The organism is Variovorax sp. J31P179 (assembly GCF_030316985.1).
Lineage (GTDB): Bacteria > Pseudomonadota > Gammaproteobacteria > Burkholderiales > Burkholderiaceae_C > Variovorax > Variovorax ginsengisoli_B.
Map to the genome: position 1 here is coordinate 60372 of NZ_JASZYL010000003.1, position 22213 is coordinate 82584.

General features: G+C 69.7%; 19 protein-coding genes. 11 read left to right on the forward strand and 8 right to left on the reverse strand.

Annotated elements, in window-relative coordinates:
* Positions 1 to 7: 7 nt before the first annotated feature.
* Positions 8 to 1804 (reverse strand): ABC transporter transmembrane domain-containing protein, encoded by a 1797-nt coding sequence (locus QTI17_RS08400; RefSeq protein WP_286532259.1) that lies wholly within the window; start codon positions 1802 to 1804, stop codon positions 8 to 10.
* A 78-nt stretch (positions 1805 to 1882) separates the two neighbouring features.
* Here QTI17_RS08400 and QTI17_RS08405 point away from each other — a divergent pair, with 78 nt between their 5' ends.
* The 10 genes from QTI17_RS08405 (at position 1883) to QTI17_RS08450 (ending at position 12864) form a co-directional block, all read left to right on the forward strand.
* Complete coding sequence (locus tag QTI17_RS08405; protein ID WP_286529806.1) at positions 1883 to 2437, forward strand: MarR family winged helix-turn-helix transcriptional regulator; 555 nt, start codon at positions 1883 to 1885, stop codon at positions 2435 to 2437.
* Positions 2418 to 3896, forward strand: coding sequence for an efflux transporter outer membrane subunit (locus QTI17_RS08410; RefSeq protein WP_286532260.1), 1479 nt, complete (start codon positions 2418 to 2420; stop codon positions 3894 to 3896). The genes QTI17_RS08405 and QTI17_RS08410 overlap by 20 nt, the downstream gene beginning before the upstream one ends.
* Positions 3897 to 3936: 40 nt before the next feature.
* Positions 3937 to 5244 carry an HlyD family secretion protein gene (locus QTI17_RS08415; RefSeq protein ID WP_286532262.1) on the forward strand — a complete coding sequence of 436 codons (1308 nt, stop codon included), beginning with the start codon at positions 3937 to 3939 and terminating at the stop codon, positions 5242 to 5244.
* A 17-nt stretch (positions 5245 to 5261) separates the two neighbouring features.
* Positions 5262 to 6821, forward strand: a complete 1560-nt coding sequence (locus tag QTI17_RS08420; RefSeq protein ID WP_286532264.1) for a DHA2 family efflux MFS transporter permease subunit — start codon at positions 5262 to 5264, stop codon at positions 6819 to 6821.
* A gap of 168 nt (positions 6822 to 6989) precedes the next feature.
* Entirely contained in the window at positions 6990 to 7760 is a 771-nt protein-coding gene (locus tag QTI17_RS08425) for an ABC transporter ATP-binding protein (RefSeq protein WP_286529812.1), read from the forward strand.
* Positions 7760 to 8470 (forward strand): ABC transporter ATP-binding protein, encoded by a 711-nt coding sequence (locus QTI17_RS08430; RefSeq protein ID WP_286529814.1) that lies wholly within the window; start codon positions 7760 to 7762, stop codon positions 8468 to 8470. The genes QTI17_RS08425 and QTI17_RS08430 overlap by 1 nt, the downstream gene beginning before the upstream one ends.
* A 42-nt stretch (positions 8471 to 8512) precedes the next feature.
* A complete protein-coding gene (locus QTI17_RS08435; RefSeq protein ID WP_286532266.1) occupies positions 8513 to 9709 on the forward strand; it encodes an ABC transporter substrate-binding protein in 1197 nt (398 codons plus the stop codon).
* A 45-nt stretch (positions 9710 to 9754) separates the two neighbouring features.
* A complete protein-coding gene (locus QTI17_RS08440) occupies positions 9755 to 10948 on the forward strand; it encodes an ABC transporter substrate-binding protein (protein WP_286532268.1) in 1194 nt (397 codons plus the stop codon).
* 38 nt (positions 10949 to 10986) lie between these two features.
* Positions 10987 to 11862, forward strand: coding sequence for a branched-chain amino acid ABC transporter permease (locus QTI17_RS08445; protein WP_286532270.1), 876 nt, complete (start codon positions 10987 to 10989; stop codon positions 11860 to 11862).
* A 12-nt stretch (positions 11863 to 11874) separates the two neighbouring features.
* Complete coding sequence (locus QTI17_RS08450; protein WP_286532272.1) at positions 11875 to 12864, forward strand: branched-chain amino acid ABC transporter permease; 990 nt, start codon at positions 11875 to 11877, stop codon at positions 12862 to 12864.
* Positions 12865 to 13083: 219 nt separating this feature from the next.
* Here QTI17_RS08450 and QTI17_RS08455 read toward each other — a convergent pair whose 3' ends face one another.
* From QTI17_RS08455 to QTI17_RS08470, 4 genes are read right to left on the reverse strand one after another with little or no spacing between them, the layout of a single operon-like run.
* Positions 13084 to 14148 carry a lipocalin-like domain-containing protein gene (locus QTI17_RS08455; RefSeq protein WP_286533100.1) on the reverse strand — a complete coding sequence of 355 codons (1065 nt, stop codon included), beginning with the start codon at positions 14146 to 14148 and terminating at the stop codon, positions 13084 to 13086.
* 11 nt (positions 14149 to 14159) lie between these two features.
* Positions 14160 to 16709: an FtsX-like permease family protein gene (locus tag QTI17_RS08460; protein WP_286532275.1), complete on the reverse strand. Its 2550-nt coding sequence runs from the start codon at positions 16707 to 16709 to the stop codon at positions 14160 to 14162.
* Positions 16710 to 16746: 37 nt separating this feature from the next.
* Positions 16747 to 17988 carry an RNA polymerase sigma factor gene (locus QTI17_RS08465; RefSeq protein WP_286532277.1) on the reverse strand — a complete coding sequence of 414 codons (1242 nt, stop codon included), beginning with the start codon at positions 17986 to 17988 and terminating at the stop codon, positions 16747 to 16749.
* Positions 17985 to 18341, reverse strand: coding sequence for a YciI family protein (locus QTI17_RS08470; RefSeq protein ID WP_286532279.1), 357 nt, complete (start codon positions 18339 to 18341; stop codon positions 17985 to 17987). Before QTI17_RS08470 ends, QTI17_RS08465 begins: the two co-directional genes overlap by 4 nt.
* Before the next feature lie 125 nt (positions 18342 to 18466).
* Here QTI17_RS08470 and QTI17_RS08475 point away from each other — a divergent pair, with 125 nt between their 5' ends.
* Positions 18467 to 19432, forward strand: a complete 966-nt coding sequence (locus QTI17_RS08475) for a threo-3-hydroxy-L-aspartate ammonia-lyase (RefSeq protein WP_286532282.1) — start codon at positions 18467 to 18469, stop codon at positions 19430 to 19432.
* Between the two features lie 124 nt (positions 19433 to 19556).
* Here QTI17_RS08475 and QTI17_RS08480 read toward each other — a convergent pair whose 3' ends face one another.
* Genes QTI17_RS08480 through QTI17_RS08490 form a run of 3 tightly spaced genes read right to left on the reverse strand, consistent with a single transcriptional unit; the run spans position 19557 to position 22188 of the window.
* Positions 19557 to 20204: an ABC transporter ATP-binding protein gene (locus QTI17_RS08480; RefSeq protein WP_286532285.1), complete on the reverse strand. Its 648-nt coding sequence runs from the start codon at positions 20202 to 20204 to the stop codon at positions 19557 to 19559.
* Positions 20201 to 21178 carry a tRNA (adenosine(37)-N6)-dimethylallyltransferase MiaA gene (miaA, locus tag QTI17_RS08485; RefSeq protein ID WP_286532287.1) on the reverse strand — a complete coding sequence of 326 codons (978 nt, stop codon included), beginning with the start codon at positions 21176 to 21178 and terminating at the stop codon, positions 20201 to 20203. The genes QTI17_RS08480 and miaA overlap by 4 nt, the downstream gene beginning before the upstream one ends.
* Before the next feature lie 35 nt (positions 21179 to 21213).
* A complete protein-coding gene (locus tag QTI17_RS08490) occupies positions 21214 to 22188 on the reverse strand; it encodes an alpha/beta hydrolase (protein ID WP_286532290.1) in 975 nt (324 codons plus the stop codon).
* Between the last annotated feature and the right edge of the window lie 25 nt (positions 22189 to 22213).

A 22213-nucleotide genomic window follows, 5' to 3' on the forward strand; every position in this document is an offset into this window, starting at 1 on the left:
GCGGCGCTCAGGCGGGCTGGGGTTCCGCCGCGAATTGCAGGGCGGCCAGCCGCGCGTAGACCCCGTTCTGCGCCACCAGCGCGGCGTGCGTTCCCTGTTCGACGATGCCGCCGTGGTCCAGCACCACGATGCGGTCGGCCTTCTGCACGGTCGCCAGGCGGTGGGCGATGACCAGCGTGGTGCGACCCGTCATGGCCGATTCGAGGGCAGCCTGCACCATCCGTTCGCTTTCGGCGTCGAGCGCGCTGGTCGCTTCGTCGAGCAGCAGCAGCGGCGGGTTCTTGAGCATCGCGCGCGCGATCGCGATGCGCTGGCGCTGGCCGCCCGACAGCCGCACGCCGCGCTCGCCCAGGAAGGTGTCGTAGCCCTCGGGCAGGGCCCGCAGGAAACCGTCGGCGAAGGCGGCACGGGCGGCGGCGTGGACTTCCTCGACGCTGGCGTCGGGCCGGCCGTAGCGGATGTTCTCGAGCGCGCTGGCGGAGAAGATCACCGCATCCTGCGGCACCAGGCCGATGCGGGCGCGCAAGGCCTCCAGGGACAGCGCCGCAAGCGGCGTGCCGTCGAGGGTGATCCGGCCGGACTGGGGGTCGTAGTAGCGCAGCAGCAGCTGGAACACCGTGCTCTTGCCGGCGCCGCTCGATCCGACCAGCGCCACGGTCTCGCCGGGGGCGATCCGCAGGTCGAAATCGCGCAGCGCCGGGGTGCCGGGCCGGGACGGGTAGTGGAAGCCGACGCCCTCCAGCGACAAGGCGCTGCCAGCGGCCGGGACCGGCGCCTGGGCCGGCTCGGCGGGCGACACGATCACCGGCCTGGCATGCAGCAGTTCCATCAGGCGCTCGGTGGCGCCGGCGGCCCGCAGCAGGTCGCCGTAGACCTCGCCGAGCACCGCGGCGGCACTCGCCAGGATGATCACGTAGACCACCGTCTGCCCCAGGTGGCCGGCCGTGATGTCGCCCCGCAGCACCGCCTGGGTGCCCTGGTAGAGGCCCCAGAGCAGCGCCGCCGAGGTGGCGATGATGATGAAGGCCACGAGCACCGAGCGCGCGCGCGTGCGGCGCACGGCGGTGCGGAAGGCGCTGTCGGTGGAGGCGTCGAAGCGGGCCGCTTCGCGGGCCTCGGCGGTGTAACTCTGCACCACCGGAATCGCGTTCAGCACTTCGGCGGCGATCGCGCTGGAATCGGCCACCCGGTCCTGGCTGGCCCGCGAGAGCTTGCGCACGCGGCGGCCGAACCACATGCTGGGCAGCACCACCAGCACCAGGATGCCCAGCACCTGGACCATCACGTAGGGATTGGTCCAGACCAGGATGGCCAGGGCGCCCACACCCATGACCGCGTTGCGCAGCCCCATGCTGAGCGAGGAGCCGACCACGGTCTGGACCAGTGTCGTGTCGGCGGTCAGGCGCGACAGGACCTCGCCGGTCTGGGTGGTCTCGAAAAACACCGGGCTCTGGCGCAGCACATGGGCGTAGACCGCGTTGCGCAGGTCGGCCGTGACACGCTCGCCGAGCCAGCTGACGGTGTAGAAGCGGGCCGCCGAGAACAGCCCCAGCGCCACCGCGACCGCGAACAGGGCGACGAAATGCTCGCGCAGCGCCATCGTCTGCGCACCCTTGTCGGGATTGACCAGGCCGCCGTCGATCAGGCTGCGCAGGGCGATCGGGAACACCAGCGTGGTCGCCGCGGCCAGCACCAGGAACACCACCGCCAGGACGATCTGGGTGCGATAGGGGCGCAGGAAGGGCGCCAGACCCGACAAGGATTTCGGTGATCCTTTGGCGGGCGAACGGGAAGAAGAGGCCATATCCCGAGCATTCTAGCGAACCCTTGCCCCACCAAAGGCCGCCTTGACAGTAATTGCCGAGGCAAGTACTATTCGGGTATGTCCGAATCCCAGACCCCCGAAGCGCGCCCCGCGCTGCCTTCGCCCGGCGAATTGCCGGAGGTCACGGCTTTCTACAAGGCCGAGAACTACCGCGCGGAAGAAAGCATCGGCTACATGATGCGCCGCATCCTGAGCGCGGTGGCCCAGTCGGTGGAACTTCGCATGTGCGATCCCGGACCGACCTATCCGCAGTGGGTGCCGCTGCACAAGCTGCACATGGGCAAGGTCACCACCGTGGCCGAACTGGCGCGCGAATGCGAACTCGACACCGGCGCCATGACCCGCCTGCTCGACCGCCTGGAGGCCAAGGGCCTGTGCCGCCGCGTGCGCTCGGTGGCCGACCGCCGCGTGGTCCACATCGAACTCACCGACGAAGGCCGCGCGGCGGCCCGGGAGGTGCCCGAAATACTCAGCCTCGTGCAGAACGAGCACCTGGCTGGCTTCAGCAACGAGGAGTGGGAGCAGCTCAAGGGCTACCTCCGCCGGATCCTCGACAACGCACAGGCCCTGTCGGCCCGTGGGGACAAGAAAAATGACTCGACTCCTTCCTGAGGGCGCCCTGCGCCGTACCAGCGCCATCGCCGCCGCCGTGCTGGCGCTGGCCGTCGCGGGCTGCGCCGACATGGGCGCCACCGCCTCGAGCCCCAAGATGCAGACCGCGGAGAGCCTCGGCCTGACTGCGGCGCCCGCTGCCCAGGCGGCGCCGGCGCTCGACAGCCAATGGTGGCTGGCCTTCGGCGATCCGCAGCTCAATGCGATGGTCGACCAGGCGATCGCGGGCAATCCCAGCCTGCAGGTCGCCCTGGCCCGGCTGGCGCGCGCGCAGGCCTCGGTGACGTACACCGAGGCCGCCGACAAGCCGCAGCTCAACGGCGGCCTCGATCTCACGCGCCAGAAGTTCAGCGACAACTACATCTATCCGCCACCGCTGGGCGGCTCGGTCCAGGAAAGCGGCAACCTCCAGCTCAGCGGCAGCTGGGAGATCGATTTCTTCGGCAAGAACCGCACCGCGCTCGACGCGGCGCTGGGCACCGCGAACGCCGCCGCCGCCGAAGCCGACGCGGCCCGGGTGCTGCTCTCCAGCAATGTCGCGCGCAGCTACGTGCAATGGGCGCGGCTGAACGACCGGATGGTGGTCGCCCAGCGCGCGCTGGCGCAGCGCGAAGAACTCCTCAAGCTGGTGCGCGATCGCGTGTCGGCCGGGCTCGACACGCGGCTGCAGCTGAAGCAGAGCGAGAGCAGCGTGCCCGAAGCACGCCAGCAGATCGAAGCCCTGAACGAGCAGATCGCGATCGCGCAGCACGCGCTCGACGCGCTGGTGGCCAAGCCCGGTGCGACCCAGGCGCTGACGCCGCCGCGCCTCGGCAACTTCAAGAACCTGGCGCTGCAGCAGAGCATTCCGGCCGACCTGCTGGGCCGGCGCGCCGACATCGCCGCCGCCCGCTGGCGCGTCGAAGCCGCGACCAGCGACGTCGCCAACGCCAGGACCCAGTTCTATCCGAACGTCAACCTGATCGCCTTCGCCGGCTTCCAGAGCATCGGCTTCGACAGCCTGCTGAAGTCGGGCAGCCAGCAGTGGGGCGTGGGCCCCGCGATCCGGCTGCCGATCTTCGAAGGCGGCCGCCTGCGTGCCAACCTGCGCGGCAAGTCGGCCGACCTCGACGCCGCGATCGACAGCTACAACGTCACCGTCATCGATGCCGTGCGCGATGTCGCCGACCAGCTCTCGAGCGTGCTGTACGTGGCGCGCCAGCAAGTCCAGCAGAAAGAGGCGCAGGACGCGGCCGAGGCGGCCTACGACATCGGCCTGCAGCGCTACAGCGCCGGACTCGGCAACTACCTGGACGTGCTGACGGCCGAAGTCACCGTGCTGGCGCAGCGCCGCGACGGCGTCGACCTCGCCGCCCGTGCGCTCGAGAACCAGGTCGGCCTGGCGCGCGCCCTGGGCGGCGGCTGGCAGCCGTCGGACACCACCACAGCCGCCGCCGCTCCCGCGCCCCGGCACCCCTGAACACTCCCGAACGAACGCTCCGAATCCGAAAGACACTGTCATGGAAAACAGCAACAACACCCCGAACGCTGCGTCTGCCGAACCCGTTGCGCAGGCCCCCGCCGCGAGCAACAAGCGCCGCCGCGCGCTGACCACGCTGGCCGCCGTCGTGGTCGTGGCCGGTGCCGCCTGGGGCGGCTACGAGTGGCTGGTCGCGAGCCATTACGAATCGACCGACAACGCCTACGTGCAGGGCAACGTGATCCAGATCACGCCGCAGATCAGCGGCACCGTGATGGCGATCATGGCCGACGACACCGACCTGGTGAAGGCCGGCCAGCCGCTGGTGCAACTCGACCCGTCGGATGCCAAGGTGGCGTTCGAGCAGGCCGAGGCGGCGCTGGCCCAGGCGGTGCGCCAGGCGCGCACCCTGTATGGCAACAACGCGTCGCTGGCGGCCCAGGTCACGCTGCGCCAGGCCGACATCGCGCGCGCGCAGAGCGATATCGCCCGCGCCCAGGACGACCTCAAGCGCCGCCAGGCCCTGGCCGGCAACGGGGCGGTGTCGAAAGAAGAACTGAACCACTCCGAGACCGCGCTGGCCAACGCCAAGAGCCAGCTGGCGTCGGCCCAGGCCGCGGTGCTGTCGGCGCGCGAGCAGCTGACCACCAACCAGTCGCTGACCGACGGCACGCCGGTGGAGCGCCATCCGAGCGTGCTCGCGGCGGCGGCCAGGGTGCGCGAGGCCTACCTGGCCACCCAGCGCGTCGCGATGCCGGCGCCGGTCGAAGGCTATGTCGCCAAGCGCACCGTGCAGCTTGGCCAGCGCGTGGCCGCGGGCACGCCGATGATGTCGATCGTGCCGCTGAACCAGGTCTGGGTCGATGCCAATTTCAAGGAAGTGCAGCTGCGCAACATCCGCATCGACCAGCCCGTGAAGCTCACCGCCGACCTGTACGGCAAGAAGGTCGAGTACGACGGCCGCGTGGCCGGCCTCGGCGTCGGCACCGGTTCGGCCTTCGCGCTGCTGCCGGCACAGAACGCCACCGGCAACTGGATCAAGGTGGTGCAGCGGGTGCCGGTGCGCATCGCGCTCGATGCCGAGCAGCTCAAGGCCAATCCGCTGCGGGTCGGCCTGTCGATGGACGCCGAGATCGATGTCTCGAAGAAGGACGGCAAGTCGCTGGCCGATGCGCCGCGCGGCAGTGCCCTGATCCAGACCCAGGTCTACAGCCAGCTCGACAGCGGCGCCGACGCCGTGGTCCAGCGCATCATCGCCGCCAACCTCGGCCATGAGCCGGCGCCGAAGCCGCCGGCGGCCAGCAGCCTGCCGGTGTCGCCGATCTCCTCGCAGGCTCATCCGGGCTGATCGGGCGACCGCGCGCGATGTCGAACGCCACCGCCCCCACGCCGGTCCAGCCGCTCGAGGGCTCCGCCCGCGTCTGGGGAACCATCGCGCTTTCGGCCGCGACCTTCATGAACGTGCTCGACACGTCGATCGCCAACGTGTCGCTGCCGGCCATCGCCGGCGACCTCGGCGTCAGCTCGACGCAGGGCACCTGGGTCATCACCAGCTTCGCGGTGGCCAACGCCATCGCGGTGCCGCTCACGGGCTGGCTCACGCAGCGTTTCGGCCAGGTGCGCCTGTTCATGGCGAGCGTGCTGCTGTTCATCATCAGCTCCTGGCTTTGCGGCCTGGCGCCCAACATGACGATGCTGATCGCCTTCCGCGCGCTGCAGGGTTTCGTCGCCGGGCCGATGATCCCGCTGTCGCAGACGCTGCTGCTGTCGAGCTATCCGCGGGCCAAGGCCGGCCTGGCGATGGCGATGTGGTCGATGACCACGCTGGTCGCGCCGGTGATGGGGCCGCTGCTCGGTGGCTGGATCACCGACAACATCTCCTGGCCCTGGATCTTCTACATCAACATTCCGGTCGGGCTGGCGGCCGCGGGCATCACTTGGGCCATCTACCGCAAGCGCGAGAGCGCCACGCGCAAGGTGCCGATCGACGGCATCGGGCTGGCATTGCTGGTGGTCTGGGTCGGCGCGATGCAGCTGATGCTCGACAAGGGCAAGGAGCTCGACTGGTTCCACTCGGCCGTGATCCTGACCCTGGCCGTCGTCGCACTGGTCGGCTTCGCGTTCTTCCTGATCTGGGAGCTGACCGACAAGCACCCGGTGGTCGACCTGTCGCTGTTCAAGCGCCGCAACTTCTGGTCGGGCGCCTTCGCGACTGCGGTGGCCTATGGCCTCTTCTTCGGCAACGTGGTGATCCTGCCCCTTTGGCTGCAGCAGTACATGGGCTACACGGCGACGCAGGCCGGCATGATCATGGCGCCGGTGGGCATGCTGGCGATCATCTTCTCGCCGATCGTCGGGCTCACGGTCGGCAAGGTCGACCCGCGCCGCTACGCGACCTTCTCGTTCCTGGTGTTCGCGCTGGTGCTGTGGATGCGCTCGAACTTCAACACCCAGGCTGATTTCTGGACCATCATGATCCCGACCATCATCCAGGGCGTGGCGATGGCCTTCTTCTTCATCCCGCTGGTGACCATCACCTTGTCGGGCCTGCCGCCCGACCGCATTCCCGCGGCCTCCGGCCTGTCGAACTTCCTGCGCATCACCGCGGGCGCGATCGGCACCTCGGCCGCGACCACGCTGTGGGAAAACCGGGCCGCGCTGCACCACGCGCAGTTGGTGGAGTCGGTCAACACCGGCAGCTCCGCCGCCAACAGCGCGATCGCCAACTTCGGCGCCAGCGGATTCAGTGCCGACCAGGTGCTGGGGCAGATCAATCGCCTGGTCGATCAGCAGTCCTTCATGCTGGCTTCGAACGACGTGTTCTACGGCTCGGCGATGCTGTTCCTGTTCCTGATCCCGCTGGTCTGGCTCGCCAAGCCGGCGAAGGGAACCGGCGCGTCGGACGCGGCGGCAGGCGCCCACTGATTCCGGGCCGGCGCAGCCCGGCCTCAGGTTGCGTTGCAGCATAGGCATTTGCCCCAGTAGGCAAGTTTTGCCGCCGCTGCAAACAATGCGGTCCGCGCAACCATGGTGGTGCGCTCAGATGGACCGCATGACCGATTTTTTCTGCCAGCCAACGGGTGACCGCGCGAGATGAGCGACATCATTCTCGAGACGCGCCAGCTCACCAAGGAATTCAAGGGTTTCACCGCGGTCAGCAAGGTAGACCTCCGGGTCGTGCGGGGCTCGATCCACGCGTTGATCGGCCCCAACGGTGCCGGCAAGACCACCTGCTTCAACCTGCTCACCAAGTTCCTCGAGCCGACCAGCGGCACCATCCTGTTCAACGGCCAGGACATCACCAGCGAGCGCCCGGCGCAGATCGCGCGGCGCGGCATCATCCGGTCGTTCCAGATCTCGGCTGTGTTCCCGCACCTGACATTGCTCGAGAACGTGCGTCTCGGGCTGCAGCGCGCGCTCGGCACCTCCTACCATTTCTGGAAGAGCGAGAAGTCGCTCAAGCCGCTCGATGCCCGGGCCCGCGTGCTGCTGGCCGAAGTCGGCCTCGAGGACCTGGCCGACGAGCTGACCGTTAACCTTCCCTATGGCCGCAAGCGCGCGCTCGAGATCGCGACCACGCTGGCGATGGAGCCCGAGCTGATGCTGCTCGACGAACCCACGCAGGGCATGGGCCACGAGGACGTGCACCGCGTCGCCGAGCTCATCAAGCGGGTCTCGGCCGGCCGCACCATCCTGATGGTGGAGCACAACATGAGCGTGGTCTCGACCATCGCCGACACGATCACGGTGCTGCAGCGCGGCGCCGTGCTGGCCGAGGGGCCGTACGCCGAGGTGTCGCGCAACCCGCAGGTGATGGAAGCCTACATGGGCACCACCGACGGCCAACTGCAGGGAGCCCATTGATGGCAGTCCCCGCACTCGAAATCAAGGACCTGCAGGCCTGGTACGGTGAATCGCACGTTCTGCACGGCGTCGACATGGTGGTGCAGCCCGGCGAGGTGGTCACGCTGCTGGGCCGCAACGGCGCCGGCCGCACCACCACCATGCGCGCCGTGCTCGGCCTCACCGGCGCCCGCAAGGGCAGCATCAAGGTCAACGGCACCGAGACGATTCACATGCCGACGCACCGCATCGCGCACCAGGGCATCGGCTATTGTCCCGAGGAGCGCGGCATCTTCGCGAGCCTGTCGTGCGAAGAGAACCTGCTCTTGCCGCCGGTGCTCAAGAGCGCCGACAAGGGCATGTCGGTCGACGAGATCTACGCCATGTTCCCGAACCTGGCGGAGCGCCGCCACAGCCAGGGCACGCGGCTCTCGGGCGGCGAGCAGCAGATGCTGGCGGTGGCGCGCATCCTGCGCACCGGCGCCCGGCTGCTGCTGCTCGACGAGATCTCCGAAGGCCTGGCGCCGGTGATCGTGCAGGCGCTGGCCCGCATGATCCACACGCTGCGCGGCAAGGGCTACACGGTGGTCATGGTCGAGCAGAACTTCCGCTTCGCCGCGCCGCTGGCCGACCGCTTCTACGTGATGGAGCACGGACGGATCGTCGAGAAGTTCGGCGCCGCCGAGCTCGAAGCCAAGATGCCGGTGCTCAACGAGCTGCTCGGCGTCTGATCCCCTTTTTTTCTCAACCTGTTGATTGAACGGAGAACTCTCATGAAGAACCAGTTCAGCGCAATGACCCTGGCCGTCGCCGCGACGGCGCTCGCCTGCGGCGCTGCCCAGGCCCAGGAAAAGGTCAAGATCGGCTTCGTCACCGACATGTCGAGCCTCTATGCCGATATCGAAGGCAAGAACGGCGCGCTCGCCATCCAGATGGCGATCGACGACTTCGGCGGCAAGGTGCTGGGCCAACCGATCGAGCTGCTCACCGCCGACCACCAGAACAAGGCCGACATCGCGGCCTCGAAAGCGCGCGAGTGGATCGACACCAACGGCGTGACGATGGTCTTCGGCGGCACCAACTCCGGCACCGCGCTGGCCACCGCCAAGGTGGCGCAGGAAAAGAAGCGGATCTATTTCAACAACGGCGCCGCCACCTCGGCGCTGACCAACGAGCAATGCAGCCCCTACACGGTGCACTACGCCTACGACACGGTGGCGCTGGCCAAGGGCACCGGCGGCGCGGTGGTCGACCGGGGCGGCAAGAGCTGGTTCTTCCTGACCGCCGACTACGCCTTCGGCCATGCGCTCGAAGCCGACACCACGGCGGTGATCAAGGCCAAGGGTGGCACCGTGGTGGGCGCGGTGCGGGCGCCGCTCAATGCCTCGGACTTCTCGTCCTTCCTGCTGCAGGCGCAGAACTCGAAGGCGCAGATCCTGGGCCTGGCCAATGCCGGCGGCGACACCATCAACTCGATCAAGGCGGCGAAGGAATTCGGCATCGGCAAGACCATGAAGACGGCAGGCCTGCTGATCTTCCTGAGCGACATCCACAGCCTGGGCCTGAAGAACACCGAAGGCCTGCTCCACACCACCAGCTGGTACTGGGACCTGAACGACGACACGCGCAAGTTCTCGAAGCGCTTCTTCGACAAGACCAAGCGCATGCCGACCGACCTCCAGGCGGCCGACTACTCGGCCACCATGACCTACCTGAAGGCCGTGCAGGCCGCCAAGACCGTCGACGCCGACAAGGTGATGGCCGAACTGAAGAAGACGCCGATCAACGACTTCTACGCCAAGGGCGTGATCCGCCCGGACGGCCGGATGGTGCACGACATGTACCTGGTCGAGGTCAAGTCGCCGGCCGACTCGAAGCAGCCTTGGGACTACCTCAAGGTCATCGCCAAGCTGCCCGGCGACCAGGTCTTCACGGCCCAGGCCGATTCCAAGTGTGCGCTCTGGAAGTGACGCGCCGTCTCCCCGATTTTCCTCACTCACCCCTTTGACTCCAACATGAAAAAAACCATCGCGCTTTCTGCTGTTTCCCTCGCCATCGCCTTCGCGACCGGGGCCGTTCAGGCACAGGAGAAAGTCAAGATCGGCTTCATCACCGACATGTCCAGCCTGTATGCCGACGTCGAGGGCAAGAACGGCGCCCTGGCGATTCAGATGGCGATCGACGACTTCGGCGGCAAGGTCAACGGCCTGCCGATCGAACTGGTCACGGCCGACCACCAGAACAAGGCCGACATCGCCGCTTCGAAGGCGCGCGAATGGATCGACACCGACAACCTGACGATGCTGTTCGGCGGTACGAACTCGGGCACTGGCCTGGCACTGGCCAAGGTGGCGCAGGAAAAGAAGCGCGTCTTCATCGTCAACGGTGCCGGCAGCTCGGCGCTCACCAACGAGCAGTGCAGCCCGTACACGGTGCACTACGCCTACGACACGGTGGCGCTGGCCAAGGGCACCGGCAGCGCGGTGGTGGCGCAAGGCGGCAAGAGCTGGTACTTCCTGACGGCCGACTACGCCTTCGGCGCGGCCCTCGAGGCCGACACCGCCAAGGTGGTGAAGGAGAAGGGCGGCACGGTGGTGGGCAGCGTCAAGCATCCGCTCAACGCGTCGGATTTCTCGTCCTTCCTGCTGCAGGCGCAGAACTCGAAGGCCCAGATCCTGGGCCTGGCCAACGCCAGCGGCGACACCATCAACGCGATCAAGGCGGCGAAGGAGTTCGGCATCAACAAGTCGATGAAGCTGGCCGGCCTGCTGGTCTTCATCACCGACATCCACAGCCTGGGCCTGAAGAACACCGAAGGCCTGCTGCTCACGACCAGCTGGGACTGGAACCTGAACCAGGAAACCCGCGCCTTCGGCAAGAAGTTCTTCGACAAGACCAAGCGCATGCCGACCGACATCCAGGCCGCGGACTACTCGGCCACGACGACCTACCTGAAGGCGGTGCAGGCGGCCAAGAGCACCGACGCCGACAAGGTGATGGCCGAGCTCAAGAAGATGCCGATCAACGACTTCTACGCCAAGGGCTCGATCCGAGCCGACGGCCGCATGGTGCACGACATGTACCTGATGCAGGTCAAGTCCCCGAGCGAGTCGACGCAGCCGTGGGACTACTACAAGATGGTCGCGAAGCTGCCGGGCGAAGAGGTCTTCACGACCAAAGCCGAAAGCAAGTGCGCCATCTGGAAATAAGCTGAGCTCCTGAATCCGTTCATCGTCATCGTCCCGTCATGCAAATATCACTGCCTGCCTTGTTGAGCCAGCTCCTCCTGGGGCTGGTCAACGGGTCGTTCTACGCGATCCTGAGCCTCGGGCTCGCAGTGATCTTCGGCCTGCTCAACGTCATCAACTTTGCGCACGGCGCGCTGTTCATGCTGGGCGCAGTGCTGACCTGGATGGCGATGAACTACTTCGACGTCAACTACTGGGTCATGCTGGCGGTGGCGCCGATCATCGTCGGGCTGTTGGGCATCGTCATCGAGCGGCTGCTGCTGCGCTGGATCTACAAGCTCGACCACCTCTATGGCCTCTTGCTGACGCTCGGCCTCACGCTGCTGATCGAAGGCGTGTTCCGCTCGATCTACGGTGTCTCGGGCCTGGCCTACGACACGCCCGACGCGCTGGCCAGCGCCACCGACCTCGGCTTCATGATCCTGCCAAACTACCGGGCCTGGGTGGTGGTCGCCTCGCTGGTGGTCTGCTTCGCGACCTGGTTCGTGATCGAGAAGACACGGCTCGGCGCCTACCTGCGCGCCGGCACCGAGAACCCGCGGCTGGTCGAGGCTTTCGGGGTCAACGTGCCGCTGATGATCACGCTGACCTACGGCTTCGGCGTGGCACTGGCTGCCTTCGCCGGCGTGCTCGCGGCGCCGGTGATCCAGGTCTCGCCGCTGATGGGGCAGAACCTCATCATCGTCGTGTTCGCGGTGGTGGTGATCGGCGGCATGGGCTCGATCATGGGCGCCATCCTGACCGGGCTCGGGCTCGGCGTGATCGAAGGCCTGACCAAAGTGTTCTACCCCGAGGCATCCTCCACCGTGGTCTTCGTGATCATGGTCATCGTGCTGCTCATCCGCCCGGCCGGTCTCTTCGGCAAAGAGAAGTAAGACGGCAGCCCCATGAAAAAGCTCTCCACAGTCATCTACCTGCTGCTGCTCGTCGCCCTCGTTCTCGCACCTTTCGTCGGCGCCTATCCGGTGTTCGTGATGAAGCTGATGTGCTTCGCGCTGTTCGCCTCGGCCTTCAATCTGCTGCTGGGCTACACCGGCCTGCTGTCCTTCGGCCATGCGGCCTTTCTCGGCGGCTCGGCCTACGTGGCCGGCCATGCGATGAAGGTCTGGGGCCTGACGCCCGAACTCGGCCTCGTCGCCGGCACCGCGGCCGGCGCCTTCCTGGGCTGGATCTTCGGCCTGCTGGCGATCCGCCGCCAGGGCATCTACTTCGCGATGATCACGCTGGCGCTGGCGCAGATGGTGTTCTTCGTCGCGCTGCAAGCCAAGTTCACCGGCGGCGAGGACGGCCTGCAGGGCGTGCCGCGCGGCAAGCTCTTCGGTCTGATCGACCTGCAGAACGACCTCACGATGTACTACGTCACGCTGGTGATCGTCGTGGCCGCCTTCCTGCTGATCGTGCGCACCATCCATTCGCCTTTCGGCCAAGTGCTGAAGGGCATCAAGGAGAACGAGCCGCGCGCGCTCTCGCTGGGCTATGACGTCAGCCGCTTCAAGCTGCTGGCCTTCGTGATCTCGGCCGCGCTGTCGGGGCTCGCCGGTTCGCTCAAGACGCTGGTGCTGGGTTTCGCGACCTTGTCGGACGTGCACTGGAGCGCCTCTGGCCAGGTCATCCTGATGACCTTGGTCGGCGGCCTCGGCACCTTGTCGGGGCCGCTTGTCGGCTCGGCGGTGGTGGTGCTGCTCGAGAACAAGATCGGCGAGCTGGGCCACCTGCTGGCGCGCATCACGACCATCGACTGGTTCAACACGCTGGGCGAGTCGGTGACCATGGTCACGGGCCTGATCTTCGTGATCTGCGTGCTGGCCTTCCGGCGCGGGATCATGGGCGAGATCATCGCCTTCATCGATCGGCGGCGCGGGGTGGCGAAGGGCTGAATCAGACCCCCAGGTGGTCGCGCCAGACCGAGCGGTCGCCGTTCAGTGGTCTGGGGCGCGTGCCGAGGGCACCGGGTGGCCCCCTTCTCTCATGTCCCCCGCCTTCGGCTCCTCCTTTACTTCGCTGCGGGGGCCACCCGGTGCCCTCGGCACGGGTAGCGCCGTGGGGTGCTGCCGAGGAAGAACCACCGCCGTGAGCCCACCCCAAGCCTTGACAACTCAGAGCTTCAACGCCTGCGCATACCCGGTGAGCTCCAGGTAGCCGCGCCCCACCGGCTTGCCGTCCGCATCGAGCAGTTCGCTCAGTCCTTCCCAGTACACCGTCCCGGTCGAGCCCTGGCCGTCGAGCTCCTGGTCGTCGAGCAGCGCGCGCACCGTGAAGACACCGGCCGGCGTGTGGATGCGCCATTGCGTCGGATAGACCGCGCGGGTGCGCGGGCTGGTCCAGCGGTGCAGCGGCTCGAAGCGCAGCGCGTCGGGCCCGAACACCTGCAGCCGTCCGTCGGCCGTACGCAGCGAGCCGCCGTGCCACAGGGCTGATCCGTCGCGCCGCCGCAGGCGGAATGCGGTTAACGCGCCGCCGTCGAAGAGGTTCATCCCGATCCAGTCCCAGCCCGTGGCCTCGGGATGCATCAGTGCCTCGCTCCATTCATGGTCCAGCCAGGCGCGGCCCTGGACCTCGAAGCGCTTCCCTTGCACCGTCAGGCTGCCCGTGGCCGCGAGTTGCGGCTCGCTGTAGTAGTAGCTCGCCTGTTCGGGCTCGGGCCCCTTGCGCGACATGCCGGCGCTGCCCTGCAGCAGCACCGGCTGGGTGGGCGCGAAGCGCAGGTCGATCGCGAAGCCGGTGGCCGGCAGCCGCGCCGCATAGCCGCCGCCGTCGCGCTGCAAGGACCAGTCGCGCAGGCGCAGGTCGGTGTCGGCTTCGGAAGCGGATGCGATGCCGAAGCCTTCGCGTGCGATGCGCTGGTCGTGCCACAGCTTGCGGCCATCGAGATCGGTGATGGCCGCGTGCGCGAAGATCAACTGCTTCGCCGCGAAGGCGGAACGCATGGCTTGGGTCGCATCGATTCGCGAGCGGAAGAAGGTCAGCTGGAAGCCGAATTCGCGCGCACCGGCGCGGGCATGGCCGGTGATGTACCACCACTCGGTGCGCAGCTCGGGGTGGCTGCCGTAGTCGCGCGGGAACTGCAGCGTGCGCGCCGGCAGCGCCCAGGCCATGGGGGCCGCGAGCGCCGAGAGCAGCAGGGCGCGGCGCGACCACCCGGCGGCGCCGCCCGGACGCATCGGGGACCGGCTCACCAGTCCTCCTTGACCGCCAGCACCGCATCGCGTCCAGCGGCGGCGCGGCCGGCCAGCCAGGCCGTGACCGTGCCGGCGGCGACCACCGCGGCGCACAGCGCGGCCAGCCGGGCCCAGGGCAGCAGCAGGTCCATGGTCCAGTGGAAGCTCTGCGGGTTGACCACGTGAACCAGAACCACCGACACCGCCAGCCCGAGCAGCAAGCCTGCGACCGCGCCGATCGCGGTCCAGGCCGCGCCTTCGCCGGCCACGATCGCCAGTACCTGGGCCCGCGTGAAGCCCAGGTGCACGAGCAGGCCGAATTCTTTGCGCCGCGCCAGCACCTGGGCGCTGAAGCTGGCCGCGATGCCGAACAGGCCGATCGCGATAGCGACCGCCTGCAGCCAGTAGGTGACCGCGAAGCTGCGGTCGAAGATGCGCAGCGAGGTGGCGCGGATCTGGGCCACCGACGAGATCTCGACCGGTTCGGCCGCCGCCGCCTCGCGGGCGGCCAGCGCCTGCACCGCCTGCTGCACCGGGCCCTCGGCCGCGCCGGGCGCCAGCCACAGCGCGACGTCGCTGGCGCCGGCGTCGCCGGTCAGGCGCTCGAAGTCGCGGGCGTCCATGGTGATGGCGCCGAACTGCCGCACGTAGTCGCGCCAGATGCCGGCAACGAAGAAGACCGGTGGGCGGCCGCCGGGCACCGGGCCCCAGGCGCGCGCCAGCGGCTCGAAGGCGGCGCCGGGCCGGGCGCCGTAGAGCTCGACCATCGCCTCGCTGACGTAGATGCCGGTCTGCCCGGCGGGCACCGGCAGGGCGGCGCCGAGCAGCGGCATCGAGCGCCCGACCTCGGTGTCGAGGCTGCGCGCGATCAGCGTCACCGCGGGCCGCGACGGATCGATCAGCAGGGGCCGCGTGCGCAGCGTGCCGGTGCGGGCCACGCCGGGCAGTTGCGCCAGCGCCTGAACGAAGGCCTGCGGGAACAGGGCCGGCTCGCCGCCGGGCCCGGCGGCGCTGCGCAGGTACAGGTCGGCCGGCAGCACGACATCGAGCCAGCGCGTGACCGAGTCCCGGAAGCTCGCGACCATCACGGTCAGGGCCACCGCCAGGCTCAGGCTCGCGACCACGCCGCTGACCGCCACCGCGGCGGTGCCGCGCATGCGGCGGGCGCGCTCGATCGCCAGCAGCGGCAGTAAACGATTCGCGGCCAAAGGCGCAAGGCGGTCGTAGACACAAGCGATCAGCCATGGCAGCGCCGTGATGCCGCCGACCAGCAGGAAGCCGACCGACAGATAGGCCGCGATCGGAATGCCGTGGATCGCCGGTGCCATGGCCAGCGCGCCGCCGGCGGCGATCAGCAGCAGTGCGACACGGTGCGTCCCGCCGCCTGCCGCCGCGGTGCCCAGGCCCTTGAGCGTCTGCGCCTCGGGCAGCGCCTGGGCGGCGCGCGCCGGCCACCAGCCGCCGACGCCCGCCGCCAGCACGCCCAGTGCGCCGTAGGTCAGCGCCGCGGGCGCGCTCCATCGCAGGGTCGGCGCGACGCCATCGAAATAGCCGCCGCCCAGGTCGCCGCCCAGCAGCTTGAGCGCCAGCTCGGCCAAGGTCGCGCCGAGGGCGATGCCGGCCGCACTGCCGATCAGCCCGAGCACCAGCGATTCGGCCAGCACCAGCCGCAGCCGCTCGCGCGGCGTCAGGCCCAGCACGCCGAGCAGCGCGAACTGCTGCGCGCGCTTGGCGACGCTGAGCGCGAGCACCGAGAACACGAGGAAGGCGCCGGTGAACAGGGCCACCAGGGCCAGAACCGTGAGGTTGACGCGGTAGGCGCGCGACAGGTTGCTCACGCGTTCGGCGGCATCGCCCGGTTCGGCGACCTGGATGCCGCTTGGCCAGCCCGGCGACTGCCGCAGCGAACGGATGAAGTCCGCGTGCCCGGTGCCCGGTGCCAACCGCAGGTCGATGCGCGTGAGCTGGCCGCCGCGGCCGAACAGGTCCTGCGCGGCGCCGATGTCCATCACGGCCAGCGCGGGGCCGCCGGCCGCAACCTGGCCGGCGATCTGGAGTGGGTGCCATTGGGTGCCGGCGCGCAGCTGCAGCTGGGTGGCCTGGTCGCCGGTGGCCTTGCGCGCGGCGGCGTTGAGAAACACCTGGCCGGGCGCGAACAGCGAGAACCGGTCGGCGCCGTCGGCCAGCCTTGGCATCAGGGCCGGTGCGATGGTCGGCAGTGCCAGCGCGTCGATGCCGACGACCCGCAGCGGCAGCCGGCGATCGCCGATCTGGGCGACGCTGGGCAGCTCGAGCACCGGGCTCGCCAGCGCGACCTGCGGATGCCGCGCGACCTGCCCGAGCAGGGCTTCGTCGAAGCTGCCCTGGGCGGCGCGCAATTCGAGATCGGGTTGGCCGTTGACCGAGCGCACCGCACTCGAGAATTCATCGAGCGCCGAGGCATTGATCAACTGCACCGAGAAGGCCAGCGCGACGCCCAGCATGACGGCGACGACCGCGGCCACGTTGCGCCACGGGTGGTGGCGCAGCTCCTGCCAGGAGAAGGTGAGCAGCAAGGCCTTCATCGCGGCTCATTCTGCGCGATGCGCCGGCTGGGCGAAGTCAGAGCCGCTCCGACGCGGCGGCCAGCCAGGCCCGCACGGCGGGGCTGGCGCTCAGCCCGGCCGCACGGGCATAGGCCAGGCGCGCCTCGGCGGCCTGGCCGTCGCGGCCCAGCAGGTGGGCGCGCGCGGCCCAGAAGGGCTGGTAGCTCGCGATCTCGGCGGCCGGCATGGCATCGAGCTCGCGCAGGCCCGCGGCCGGCCCCCGGGCCTCGGCCACCGCGCAGGCCCGGCTGACCCGGGCGCCGGTGTTGGGGCGCAGGGCGAGCAGGCCGTCGTAGAGCGCCACCAGGGCATCGGGGGGGACCTGCGCACCGAGACGGCGCGCGCAGTGAGCCGACTGGATCGCGGCCTCGATCTGGTAGGGGCCGAAGGCGCCGAGGGCGGCGGCCTGCCGCAGCGCCTGCTCGGCCTGGTCGCGCAGCGGCCGGTTCCAGCGCGCGATGTCCTGCGCGTCCAGCGGCACGTAGACGCCGTCGGCGCTGCGCCGGGCGGCGGCGCGGCTTTCGCAGAACAGCATGAGGGCCAGCAGGCCCAGTGGCTCCGCTTCGGCCGGCATCAGGCCGCAGAGGATGCGGCCGAGTTCGATCGCCTCGGCCGTGAGGCCGCGCTGCGAGGCATCGGCGCCGTCGACGTCGTCCCAGCCGGTGCCGTAGGCCGCGTAGATGCCGTCGAGCACGTCCTGAAGGCGTTGCGGCAGGTCGGGCGCGCGCGGGAATTCGAAGGGGATGCCGGCCGCCCGCACGCGCGCCTTGGCCCGCACCAGGCGCTGGCCCAGCGTCGCCGGCGCACTGAGGAAGGCGCCGGCCATGCGGGCGGCGTCGAGCCCGAGCACGGTCTGCAGCATCAGCGGGGCGCGCGCCGCGGCATCGATGGCCGGATGGGCGCAGACGAAGAACAGGCGCAGCCGTTCGTCGGGCACCGTCTCGCTGAAGGCCGGGTCGTCGCCGACCTCGTCGGCCAGCAGCAGCAGGGTCTGCGCGGCCTCGTCCTGCACCCGGCTATGCCGCCAGGCGTCGAGCGTCCGGTGGCGCGCCACCTGCAGCAGCCAGGCCTCCGGCTGCGCCGGCACGCCGTCGACCGGCCAGCGTTCGAGCGCCCGCGCGAAGGCATCGGCGAGCGCGTCTTCCGAGGCCGCGATGTCACGGGTGCGCGCCGACAGGATGGCGACCAGCCGGCCATAGGACCGGCGGGCCGCGCCTTCGGCGGCCGCGTGCGCTGCGTGCAGCGGGTCGTCCGTCACATCGTCGGGGCCGTGAACACCGGGCGCACCTCGACGCCGCCGGTGCTCGCGCAGGGCGCGCGCGCGGCCCATTCGAGGGCTGCGTCGAGGTCGGGGACGTCGATCACGAAGTAGCCGCCGAGCTGCTCCTTGCTGTCGGCGAAGGGGCCGTCCTGCACCTGGCGCTTGTCGCCGCGCACGCGCAGCGTGGTGCCGGTCAGCGGCGGGTGCAGGCCGTGGCCGTTCTGCACCACGCCGGCCTGGCGGATCGCGCCCACGTAGTCCATCCAGCCGGCACGGTAAGCCTGGGCCGCCGCCTCGTCGCGCTGGTCGAACTCGGACTGGGGTTGGTAGAACATCAGCATGTATTGCATGGAACCTCCGGGAAAGTCACAAGAGCAGGATCGCTCACTGCAATGACGGCGCAGCGGGGCGCGTTTCGACAGTGTGCGGCAGGCGACGCGTTTTTTTCCGCCGCCGCCGCAGTAAGCTCGCCGCCATGCACACACTCCCGACCTACGACGACGTGATCGCCGCGGCCGCGCGGCTCGAAGGGCAGGCGCACCGCACGCCGGTGCTGCGCTCCGCCACCGCCGACGCGCGCTGGGGCGCGCAGTTCTTCTTCAAGTGCGAGAACTTCCAGCGCATGGGCGCCTTCAAGTTTCGCGGCGCGTTCAATGCCCTTGCCAAGTTCGATGCGGCGCAGCGCCGCGCCGGCGCCATCGCGTTTTCGTCCGGCAACCACGCGCAGGCGGTGGCGCTGTCGGCCCGCCTGCTGGGCATGCCGGCGGTGATCGTGATGCCGAACGACGCTCCCGCCGCCAAGCTCGCCGCGACCCGCGAGTACGGCGCGGAGGTGGTGCAGTACGACCGCTTCACCGAAGACCGCGAGGCCCTGACCCGCCGGCTGGCGGCGGAGCGCGGCATGACGCTGATCCCGCCCTACGACCATCCGGACGTGATCGCCGGCCAGGGCACGGCGGCCAAGGAACTGATCGAGGAAGTCGGCGCGCTCGATGCGCTCTACGTCTGCCTCGGCGGCGGTGGCCTGACCAGCGGCTCGGCCCTGTCGGCACGCGCGCTGTCGCCCGGCTGCAAGGTCTTCGGGGTCGAGCCCGAGGCCGGCAACGACGGCCAGCAGTCGCTGCGGGCCGGCCGCATCGTCACCATCGAGACGCCGAAGACCATCGCCGACGGCGCCCAGACGCAGCACCTGGGCGAATACACCTTCGGCATCATCCGGCGCGACGTCACGGACATCTTCACGGTCAGCGACGCGCAGCTGGTGGACGGCATGCGCTTCTTTGCCGAGCGCATGAAGATGGTGGTGGAGCCGACCGGCTGCCTGGCCTTCGCGGCAGCCTGTGCAGCCGGCGAGGCGATCCGCGGACAGCGGGTCGGCGTGATCGTGAGCGGGGGCAATGTCGACCTGGGCCGCTACGCTGCGCTGCTGGCGGGTAGCTAGAGCTGCCTGATCCGCGACAACACTTTGCAGGGGCGCGTGCCGAGGGCACCGGGTGGCGCCGTGTCGTGCTGGCCGAGGATGAACCACCGTCGGCGTGAGCCCGCCCCGACCCAGGAAAGCCGAATCAGACCCGAATCCCTTCAGCGCTCAAATGCAGCACCCTGTCGGCGCGCGCGGCCGCGGTTTCGGAGTGGGTCACCAGCACCAGCGACGCGCCCTGGGCGCGCGTCTGGGCCAGCAGCACGTCCATCACCCGCGCCGCGGTGCCCGGGTCGAGGTTGCCGGTGGGCTCGTCGGCCAGCAGCAGCGCGGGCGCATGGATCAAGGCGCGGGCAATCGCGACGCGCTGCAGCTGGCCGCCGCTCAATTGCTGCGGCAGGCGCGGGCCCAGGCCGGCGAGGCCGACGGCGTCGAGCATGCCGGCCACCCGCGGCGGGTCATTGCGCCCCAGCAGCATCAGCGGCAGCGCGACGTTCTGCGCCACGTCCAGGTGCGGCAGCACATGGAAGGCCTGGAACACGAAGCCGACATGCCGGCGCCGCCAGAGCGCGCGCGCATCGGCGTCGAGCGTGCCGATGTCGGTGCCGTCGTGAACCACGCGGCCGGCGTCCCAGCTGTCGAGGCCGGCCATGCAGTTGAGCAGGGTCGACTTGCCGACGCCCGACTCGCCGACGATCGCCACGAACTCGCCGTCGGCGACCTCGAGCGTGACGTGCTCGAACACCGGCGTCTCTGCATAGCGCTTGCCCAGGTCGGTGATGCGCAGCGTCATGCGATCTCGAGCACCTGGCGGACCACCTGCGCGATCGCATCCGGTGCCTCGGCCGCAATCACATGGCGCCCCGGCATGCTGCGCAGCCAGGTCATCTGGCGCTTGGCGAGCTGGCGCGTGGCGGCGATGCCGCGCTCGCGCAGTTCGGTGATCGGCCACGCGCCGTCGAGCGCTTCCCAGGTCTGGCGATAGCCCACGCAGCGCATCGACGGCAGGTCGGCCACCAGGTCGCCGCGGGCGCGCAGCGCCTGCACCTCCGCGATGAAGCCGTCGGAGAGCATGGCGTCGAAGCGGGCCTCGATGCGCGCATTCAGCCAGGCGCGCTCGGTGGGCTCGAGCGAGAACAGGGCGGTGGCCGGCGTTCCGCCGCCGGACTGCGTCGCGGCGTGAAAGCTAGCGAGCGCTCGGCCGCTCGCATGCCAGACCTCGAGCGCGCGCTGTATGCGCTGGCCGTCGTTGGGCGACAGCCGCGCTGCCGTGACCGCGTCGACCTCGGCCAGCCGCGCGTGCATCGCGGGCCAGCCCAGCGTTGCGGCCTCGGCCTCGAGCTGCCGCCGCAGCGCCGGGTCGGCCGCGGGCATGGCGTCGAGGCCGTCGGCGAGCGCCTTGAAGTAGAGCATCGTGCCGCCCACCAGCAGCGCCAGCTTGCCGCGCGCCGAGATTTCCGCGATCAGGCGCCGGGCGTCGGCGACGAAGGCGGCCGCGCTGTAGGCCTCGCGCGGGTCGCGGATGTCGATCAGGTGGTGCGGCACCTCGGCCCGCTCGGCCGCGCTGGGCTTGGCGGTGCCGATGTCCATCCCGCGGTAGACCAGCGCCGAGTCGACGCTGACGATCTCGACCGGCCGCCGGCGCGCGATCGCCAGGGCGGCCGCGGTCTTGCCCGCGGCGGTCGGTCCGGCGAGCGCCACGTAGCGCAGGGCGCCCGAGTTGGACGGAGCGGTGCGGGGAAGGGCCGTGGCGGCAGGAGGCGGCATGCGCCCGAGGTTAACAAACGCGCCGCCGAGGCGGCTCAGATCGCCGGCGTGGGTGGGTGCGGGCGCAGCGCGGTGGTTTCCGCGGGCGTGGGTGTCGGCGGCGACGGCAGCGCCGCCGGCGGCATCGGCGTTTCGCCGCCCTGGACGGCCGTCTCGGTCGGGGGCTCCTTCATGCGAAAGAGCTGAGACAGGGCCGCGCGGTATTGCGCCTGGCCGATCGAATTGGCGTTGTGGTGCGAGCCGCCCTCGACCAGCACGAACATCTTCGGCACGGTCGCGGCGTCGTAGAGCTTGCGGCCCAGGGTCGGGTTGATCAGGCTGTCGGCCGCGCCGTGCACCACCAGCAGCGGGGCGCCGATGTCCTTGACCTTGCTGATGGCCTCGAAGCGCTGGGTGATGAAGGGCCTGACGGGCAGCCAGCCCCACTTGAAGCTGCTGGCCACGTCGGCGATCGAGGTGAAGGTGCTTTCGACGATGGTGCCGCTCTCGTCGTTCACGCGCGAGGCCAGGTCGATGCCGATGGCGCCGCCGAGCGAGTGGCCGAAGATGTAGCGCCGCTGCTTCGGATGGTGGGCGGCGAGCCAGGTCCATGCCGCCAGCGCATCCTCGCGCGCCGAGTCCTCCGAGGGCAGGCCGGCGGAACTCTTGCCGAAGCCGCGGTAGTCGATGGCCAGCACCGAGAAGCCCAGTTCGTGCATGCGGCGCATGCGCGGCGCCGAGCCGGCGACGTTGTAGCGTGCGCCGTGCAGGTAGAGCAGCACCGGCGTGTCGGCCGATTCCGGCGCGCCGCCCAGCCACAGGCCATGCAGGCGCGCTGGCTCGCCGGTGAGCGACGACTTGAAATCGATCCAGACGTCGTCCATGCCCTGGCTCATGGCTTCCGAATTGCCCCAGCTGCGGTCGCTCGGCTGGAAGATCCATTCGCGCTGGCGCTCGTCGAGGGTCGAACAGCCGCCGGCCAGCAGGGCGACCAGGGCAGTGGCGGAGGCGACGAGTGACCAGGATTTCATAGAAGGCTGAAGGACAGGCGGTGAG

What these genes read in the sequence shown, in the direction of transcription:
- QTI17_RS08400 (WP_286532259.1), bottom strand. Translation starts at nt 1,804, where the DNA reads ATGGCCTCTTCTTCCCGTTCGCCCGCCAAAGGATCACCGAAATCCTTG.
- QTI17_RS08405 (WP_286529806.1), top strand. Translation starts at nt 1,883, where the DNA reads ATGTCCGAATCCCAGACCCCCGAAGCGCGCCCCGCGCTGCCTTCGCCC.
- QTI17_RS08410 (WP_286532260.1), top strand. Translation starts at nt 2,418, where the DNA reads ATGACTCGACTCCTTCCTGAGGGCGCCCTGCGCCGTACCAGCGCCATC.
- QTI17_RS08415 (WP_286532262.1), top strand. Translation starts at nt 3,937, where the DNA reads ATGGAAAACAGCAACAACACCCCGAACGCTGCGTCTGCCGAACCCGTT.
- QTI17_RS08420 (WP_286532264.1), top strand. Translation starts at nt 5,262, where the DNA reads ATGTCGAACGCCACCGCCCCCACGCCGGTCCAGCCGCTCGAGGGCTCC.
- QTI17_RS08425 (WP_286529812.1), top strand. Translation starts at nt 6,990, where the DNA reads ATGAGCGACATCATTCTCGAGACGCGCCAGCTCACCAAGGAATTCAAG.
- QTI17_RS08430 (WP_286529814.1), top strand. Translation starts at nt 7,760, where the DNA reads ATGGCAGTCCCCGCACTCGAAATCAAGGACCTGCAGGCCTGGTACGGT.
- QTI17_RS08435 (WP_286532266.1), top strand. Translation starts at nt 8,513, where the DNA reads ATGAAGAACCAGTTCAGCGCAATGACCCTGGCCGTCGCCGCGACGGCG.
- QTI17_RS08440 (WP_286532268.1), top strand. Translation starts at nt 9,755, where the DNA reads ATGAAAAAAACCATCGCGCTTTCTGCTGTTTCCCTCGCCATCGCCTTC.
- QTI17_RS08445 (WP_286532270.1), top strand. Translation starts at nt 10,987, where the DNA reads ATGCAAATATCACTGCCTGCCTTGTTGAGCCAGCTCCTCCTGGGGCTG.
- QTI17_RS08450 (WP_286532272.1), top strand. Translation starts at nt 11,875, where the DNA reads ATGAAAAAGCTCTCCACAGTCATCTACCTGCTGCTGCTCGTCGCCCTC.
- QTI17_RS08455 (WP_286533100.1), bottom strand. Translation starts at nt 14,148, where the DNA reads ATGCGTCCGGGCGGCGCCGCCGGGTGGTCGCGCCGCGCCCTGCTGCTC.
- QTI17_RS08460 (WP_286532275.1), bottom strand. Translation starts at nt 16,709, where the DNA reads ATGAAGGCCTTGCTGCTCACCTTCTCCTGGCAGGAGCTGCGCCACCAC.
- QTI17_RS08470 (WP_286532279.1), bottom strand. Translation starts at nt 18,341, where the DNA reads ATGCAATACATGCTGATGTTCTACCAACCCCAGTCCGAGTTCGACCAG.
- QTI17_RS08475 (WP_286532282.1), top strand. Translation starts at nt 18,467, where the DNA reads ATGCACACACTCCCGACCTACGACGACGTGATCGCCGCGGCCGCGCGG.
- QTI17_RS08480 (WP_286532285.1), bottom strand. Translation starts at nt 20,204, where the DNA reads ATGACGCTGCGCATCACCGACCTGGGCAAGCGCTATGCAGAGACGCCG.
- miaA (WP_286532287.1), bottom strand. Translation starts at nt 21,178, where the DNA reads ATGCCGCCTCCTGCCGCCACGGCCCTTCCCCGCACCGCTCCGTCCAAC.
- QTI17_RS08490 (WP_286532290.1), bottom strand. Translation starts at nt 22,188, where the DNA reads ATGAAATCCTGGTCACTCGTCGCCTCCGCCACTGCCCTGGTCGCCCTG.